This is a genomic window from Stenotrophomonas sp. HMWF003 (genome assembly GCF_003061285.1).
In the GTDB taxonomy this organism is placed as follows: domain Bacteria; phylum Pseudomonadota; class Gammaproteobacteria; order Xanthomonadales; family Xanthomonadaceae; genus Stenotrophomonas; species Stenotrophomonas maltophilia_AP.
Map to the genome: position 1 here is coordinate 5871 of NZ_QAIW01000092.1, position 6346 is coordinate 12216.

The 6346-nt window shown below is 68.6% G+C and carries 4 protein-coding genes and 1 pseudogene; 1 reads left to right on the forward strand and 4 read right to left on the reverse strand.

From position 1 onward, the window contains the following. From edd to zwf, 4 genes and pseudogenes are all read right to left on the reverse strand, one after another. Window positions 1-1585, reverse strand: a pseudogene (gene edd / locus DBR34_RS03750) (phosphogluconate dehydratase); the annotation flags it as partial. 45 nt (window positions 1586-1630) lie between these two features. Next, window positions 1631-2353 carry a 6-phosphogluconolactonase gene (gene pgl / locus DBR34_RS03755; protein WP_128095762.1) on the reverse strand — a complete coding sequence of 241 codons (723 nt, stop codon included), beginning with the start codon at window positions 2351-2353 and terminating at the stop codon, window positions 1631-1633. Continuing rightward, window positions 2350-3357 carry a glucokinase gene (gene glk / locus DBR34_RS03760; RefSeq protein WP_128095763.1) on the reverse strand — a complete coding sequence of 336 codons (1008 nt, stop codon included), beginning with the start codon at window positions 3355-3357 and terminating at the stop codon, window positions 2350-2352. The genes pgl and glk overlap by 4 nt, the downstream gene beginning before the upstream one ends. Next, window positions 3354-4796, reverse strand: coding sequence for a glucose-6-phosphate dehydrogenase (gene zwf, locus DBR34_RS03765; RefSeq protein ID WP_128095764.1), 1443 nt, complete (start codon window positions 4794-4796; stop codon window positions 3354-3356). The genes glk and zwf overlap by 4 nt, the downstream gene beginning before the upstream one ends. A 354-nt stretch (window positions 4797-5150) precedes the next feature. Between zwf and ugpC the strand changes: the two genes are divergently transcribed. Beyond that, window positions 5151-6242 (forward strand): sn-glycerol-3-phosphate ABC transporter ATP-binding protein UgpC, encoded by a 1092-nt coding sequence (ugpC, locus tag DBR34_RS03770; protein ID WP_128095765.1) that lies wholly within the window; start codon window positions 5151-5153, stop codon window positions 6240-6242. The last annotated feature ends 104 nt before the right edge of the window (window positions 6243-6346 follow it).

Below are 6346 nucleotides of genomic sequence, written 5' to 3' on the forward strand. Positions count from 1 at the left end.
GCGTCATGTGGATCGCCGCCGGGAACTTGCCCGACGCGCCCGACAGACGACCATCGGTCACCAGTGCCACCCGGCGTCCCTGGTTCTGCAGCAGACCCAGCAACGGCGCCAGCGAATGCAGCTCCGGCATCCCGTTCGCGCGCGGCCCCTGGAAACGCACCACCGCCACGAAATCGTGCGGCAGCACACCTGCGGCATGCAGCTTGTTCAACACCTGCGGTGCATCCACCACCACCGCCGGCGCCTCGATCGTGCGGAACTGCGGCTTCACCGCCGACAGCTTGATCAACGAACGGCCCAGGTTGCCGCGCAGCAGCCGCAGCCCACCCTGTGCCTCGAACGGAGCGGCCACACCGCGCACCACGTCCGGGTCCGCGCTCTCGCGCAGCCCGTCGAAGTAGGCCAATGCGCCATCGCGCAACGCCGGCTCCTGCCCGTACTGCGCCATCCCGCCCTCGGCCACCGTCTGCAGGTCGGCGTGCATCAGCCCGGCCTCCATCAGCTCGCGGAACACGAACGCCGTACCGCCAGCGGCCGCGAAGCGGTTCACGTCGGCCTCGCCGTTCGGATACACCCGCGCCAGCAGCGGAATCAGCTGCGACAGCTCGTCCATGTCGTCCCAGGTCAGCACGATGCCGGCCGCCCGCGCCACCGCGATCCAGTGGATCGTATGGTTGGTCGACCCACCCGTGGCCATCAACGTCACCACCGCATTGACGATCGCACGCTCGTCGATCAGTCGGCCCAGCGGACGGAAATCGTCCCCCAGCGCGCAGATCTCCAGCGCTCGCTCGCCGGCGCGGCGGGTCAGTGCATCGCGCAGCGGCGTATCGGGATTGACGAACGACGCGCCCGGCAACTGCACGCCCATCGCTTCCAGCAGCGTCTGGTTGGAGTTGGCCGTGCCGTAGAACGTGCAGGTGCCTGCACCGTGGTACGACGCTGCTTCGGCTTCGAGCAGCTCTTCGCGGCTGGCCAGCCCGGCCGCGTAGCGCTCGCGCACTTCGGCCTTCTGCTTGTTCGGAATGCCCGGGGTCATCGGCCCGGCCGGCAGGAAGATCGCCGGCAGGTGGCCGAACGCCAGCGCGCCGATCAGCAGGCCCGGCACGATCTTGTCGCACACCCCGAGGTACACGGTGGCGTCGAACATGTCATGGCTCAGGCCGATCGCCGTGGACTGCGCGATCACATCGCGCGAGAACAGCGACAGCTCCATGCCGCCGCGGCCCTGGGTGACGCCGTCGCACATCGCCGGCACACCGCCGGCCACCTGCGCGGTGGCGCCCATCTCGCGCGCAACGGCGCGCAGGATCTCCGGGTACGACTCGAACGGCTGGTGCGCCGACAACATGTCGTTGTAGGCGGTGATGATGCCCAGGTTCGGGGTGACCCCGCCGCGCAGGCGTGACTTGTCGGTCGGGCCGCACGCGGCGAACCCGTGGGCCAGGTTGCCGCAGCTCAGGCGCGAACGGAACGGTCCGTCGCGCAGCGCGGCATCGATCCCGGCCAGGTAGGCCGCGCGCGAGGCGACGCTGCGCTGGACGATGCGCTGGGTGATGGCATGAAGTTGGGGATGCAGGCTCATTGGCTACCGGCTATGAGAGGGCGGACGAACAACACCGGGGACAGGTCAGTCACACCAGTGGACGCGCAGTTTCGCGCCGTCGAGATCGATCGCGTTGAGGATGGGATACAGCTGCGGGTTGTTGCTTTCCAGTGCCTGTTTCAGCACTTCCAGCTTCTGCTTGCCACGCAGCAGCAGCAGGCGCTGGCCGCTCTGCCTGAGCCCGTGCGGGGTCAGCGTGATGCGCAGCGGCCACTGGTTCGCGCCCGGGCAACCGGTCGCGTCCAGGGCGGCGTAGGGCAGGGTGCTTTCCAGCGCCCGGGCCAGGTCCTTGGAGCCGGGGAACAGCGACGCGGTGTGGCCGTCGTTGCCCATGCCCAGCACGCTCAGGCACGGCGCCTGGCTGTGCTGGGCCTGCAGGTTGGCGGTGTACACGCACTCCGGCAGCGGCTTGCCGACCCGCACCAGCGGATCGAAATGCGCACCGTCGGCGCGGCCGAGGAAGCTCTCGCGCACCAGCCACGCGTTGCTGTCGCGGTCCTGCGGCGACAGCCAGCGCTCATCGACCAGGCTGACTTCCACCCGGTCCCAGTGCACGTCCAGTTCGGCCAGCGCCTGGTACACCGGTGCCGGCGTGGTGCCGCCGGACAGCAGCATGCGCGCGCGGCCGAAGGTGGCGATGTCGTCGTTCAGGGCCTGGGCCATTTCGGCGGCGATGGCTTCGATCCAGGCATCGGCGTCGCCGTGGCGGACCAGGGTGAAGCGATCGGATGTATCCAGGCTGTTCATGCGTTGTTTCCTTGCAGGTCGCGTTCAACATCGGCGGCGTAGGCAGCCGAGCCCAGCAGGCCGGCATGCGGGTGCATCACCGCCAGCGAGGGCACGCGCGCCATGATCGAAGAGAAGCGGCCCTTGTGCTCGAAGCGCTGGCGGAACCCGGAGTGCTGCAGCGAATCGAGCATCTTCGGGGTCAGTCCGCCGGTCAGGAACACGCCGTCCCAGGCGCCCTGCATCAGCACCAGGTCGCCGGCGATGGCGCCGAACACCGCGCAGAACACATCCACCGCGCGCATGGCCTGGGGGTCGCCGTGCAGCGCACGGGCGGTCACGTCCACCGGCTGCAGCTGGCCCGGATCGATGTCGGCCATCTCGCAGACCGCGCGATGGATGTTGACCAGGCCCGGGCCACAGATCAGGCGCTCGTTGGAGACGCGGCCGAACTGCTCCGAAAGGATTTCCAGGATGCGGATTTCTTCCGGCGTGCCCGGCGGGAAGCTGACATGGCCGCCTTCGGTTTCCAGCGGATAGCAGCGCCCGTGGCGCAGGATCAGGCCACCCACGCCGAGCCCGGTACCCGGGCCGATCACCGCGTAGTTGCGCGGCTGGCCGGGCTTGCCCGGCACCCACGCCGCGCCGCCAACCTGCACCACGTCCTGCGGCTGCAGCAGCGAAATGGCCATCGCCTGCGCGGCGAAGTCGTTGATCAGGTGCAGCTCGTCGAAGCCGAGCATGTGCGCGGTGCGGCTGCGCGAGATCACCCACGGGTGGTTGGTGATGCGCGCTTCATCGCCGTCCACGCGACCCGCCACGGCGAATACGCCGCGCTTGGCCTGCGCACCCACCTGTTCCAGGTAGTGGCGCGCGGCATCGCCGAGCGAGGGGAAATCGGCCACCGCGAATTCGCGGATGCTGTCCTGCTGCAGCGGGGCCTCGAGGCTGGTGTCGGCGAGGGCGAAGCGGGCGTTGGTGCCACCGATGTCGGCAACCAGGACCGGTTGGTTCTGCAGCGTCATGCGTCGCCGTCCTTGCGGCCGGCGTCGGCATCCACTTCGGCAGGCAGGAAGCCGGCCGCTTCGGCCGGACCCCATTCGCCGGCCGGGTAGGGCTGCAGCGGCAGCTTCGCGGCCTTCCAGGCATCGCTGACGCTGTCGATCCAGGCCCAGGCGGCGCGGACTTCGTCGTCACGCACGAACAGCGCGTGGTTGCCGTTGAACGCATCCAGGAACAGGCGTTCGTAGGCGATGCGGCGATGCAGGCCGGTCGGCACGGACAGTTCCAGTTCCAGCGGATGCAGTTCCAGCGCGCCCCATTCGGGGCCGGCCAGCGAACTCATCAGGCCCAGCTCGATGTTTTCCTGCGGCTGCAGCTGGAACACGATGCGGTTGGGCGTGGCATTGCGGCGATGCGGCCGCTCGAACAGCCAGTGGGTGACCGGCTTGAGCGTGACCACCACGCGGGTGGTGCGCTCGGCCAGGCGCTTGCCGGTGACCAGGTGGAACGGCACCCCGGACCAGCGCCAGTTGTCGATGTGCGCGGTGACCCCGGCGAAGGTTTCCACGTCGCTGCCTTCCGGCGGCTGGTAGGCCTGGGCCGGCTGGCCGTTGATGGTGCCGGCGGTGTAGCGGCCGCGCACGCTGTCGCGGGCGGCGTGCCTGGCGTCCAGCGGGCGCAGGGCGCGCAGCACCTTGACCTTCTCGTCGCGGATGCGGTCGGCTTCCAGCGAGGCCGGCGGCTCCATCGCCACCAGGCAGAGCAGCTGCAGGATGTGGCTCTGGACCATGTCGCGCAGCGCGCCGGAGCGGGCGTAGTAGGCGTCGCGGCCGTCCACGCCTTCGCTCTCGGCCACCAGAATGTGCACCGACTCGATGTAGTTGCGGTTCCACACCGCTTCCAGCAGCGTGTTGCCGAAGCGCAGCGCGATCAGGTTCTGTACCGCGGCCTTGCCCAGGTAGTGGTCCAGGCGGAACACCCGGTCTTCGTCGATCCACTGGCCGATGGTGGAGATGATCTCCTCGGCGCTGGCACTGTCGCTGCCGATCGGCTTTTCCAGCATCAGGCGGTGCGGTGCGGCCAGGGCGCCGCCCTTGGCCAGGCCTTCGCAGGTGGAGATGTACAGGCCCGGCGGGATGGCCAGGTAGCTCACGCAGTGGCGGTCGACCAGGTCGCTGACCGATTCGGCCACCGAGTCCGGATTGCGCAGGTCCACCGAGCGGTAGTCGATGCGCGACAGCAGCGACTGGATGTCGTCCTGGCTGGCCATCGGCATGGCCTGCTGCAGGCGCGGGCGCAGGATGTCGCGGAAACCGTCGGTGTCGTGCGGGCTCAGGGCCAGCGCGCGGACCTTGAAGTCTTCCGGCAGCAGGCCGTCGCCCAGCAGGCGCAACAACGAGGGGAACAGGTAGCGCTGGGCAAGGTCGCCGGTGGCGCCGAACAGGAAGAGGGTGTCGTGCATCGCTCGAGTTTCAGATCCGGGTGACATCGTTGTCAATCGCTTCTCGTCTATGTTCTCGGGGGTCCAGCTGGGCATGGTGTCCAGTGCTGCAGGTGCAACATGAACAGGCACCGGGCCAGCGCATCATGGGGCATGCACGGGGCGAATCGGGAGACTGTGCAGCTCCCGATGCGTCGCGGTCATGACCGACCAACGGATACTGCCACGTGAAAACGTTTACATGGCAGAATGAGCAGACTGTATTCGATTGCAGTGGTCGCCGTCATGCGGCACCACGCCATCGACCTGCCATCGGGAGGGCCGAAGGCAGTTCCGCATCAACAGCCCGGCAGCGGGCGGACTGGAATGGGTGATATGGCAAAAGTGCAGTTGCAGGGCGTTCGCAAGGTCTACGACAACGGCCAGGTGGCCGTCCAGGGCGCGACCTTCGAAGTGGCCGATGGCGAATTGATGGTGCTGGTGGGGCCGTCGGGGTGTGGCAAGTCGACCTTGCTGCGCATGGTGGCCGGCCTGGAAGAAATCAGTGGCGGCACGCTGACCATCGGCGACCGGGTGGTCAACGACGTGGCGCCGAAAGACCGCGACATCGCCATGGTGTTCCAGAGCTATGCGCTGTACCCGCACATGACCGTGGCCGAGAACCTGGCCTTCGGCCTGAAGCTGCGCGGCCACGACAAGGCCACGATCAGCAAGCGGGTGACCGAGGCGGCCGAGACGCTGGGCCTGACCGACATGCTCGACAAGCTGCCCAAGGCGATGTCCGGCGGCCAGCGTCAGCGCGTGGCACTGGGCCGTGCGCTGGTACGCGAGCCGGCGGTGTTCCTGCTCGACGAGCCGCTGTCCAACCTGGACGCCAAGCTGCGCCACAGCGTGCGGACGGAAATCGCGCAGCTGCACCGCAAGCTGGGCACCACCATGATCTACGTCACCCACGACCAGGTCGAGGCGATGACCCTGGGCCAGCGCATCGTGGTCCTCAAGGACGGGGTGATCCAGCAGATCGACACGCCCATGGCGCTGTACGACCGCCCGGCCAACCTGTTCGTGGCCGGCTTCCTGGGCAGCCCGGCGATGAACGTGCTGCGCGGCACCCTGCAGCGCAACGACAGTGGCGTGGTGGTGCAGGACGCAGAGCTGACCGCGCCGCTGGGCCAGGCTGCGATCGATCCGGCCTGGATTGGCCGTACCGTGGCCGTGGGCGTGCGCCCGGAGCACCTGCAGCCGGCCGCCGCCGACGATGCCACCGCGTTCGTGGCGACCATCGATGGCATCGAGCCGGTGGGCAACGAAATCTTCGTCAACATGACCGGTGGCGGCCAGCCGCTGGTCATGCGCGTGGCGCCGCAGGCGTTGCCGGCGGTGGGTGAGACCATCCGCGTGGCGATCCACCCGCAGGGCCTGCACTTCTTCGATGCAGAGAGCGGCGAGCGGTTGAACGCGGCCTGAGGTGGCGGGCGGGTGTCCGGGATTGCCGGCCAGCGGCCGGCACTACCGGTGGCGCGTGATCCGATGCCTACCGGGCCAGACCATCCAGCAGCGGCAGGTGCACG

Bases quoted from the DNA above. Each gene is read 5' to 3' on its own strand.
- pgl (WP_128095762.1), bottom strand. From the start codon at position 2,353: ATGAACAGCCTGGATACATCCGATCGCTTCACCCTGGTCCGCCACGGC.
- glk (WP_128095763.1), bottom strand. From the start codon at position 3,357: ATGACGCTGCAGAACCAACCGGTCCTGGTTGCCGACATCGGTGGCACC.
- zwf (WP_128095764.1), bottom strand. From the start codon at position 4,796: ATGCACGACACCCTCTTCCTGTTCGGCGCCACCGGCGACCTTGCCCAG.
- ugpC (WP_128095765.1), top strand. From the start codon at position 5,151: ATGGCAAAAGTGCAGTTGCAGGGCGTTCGCAAGGTCTACGACAACGGC.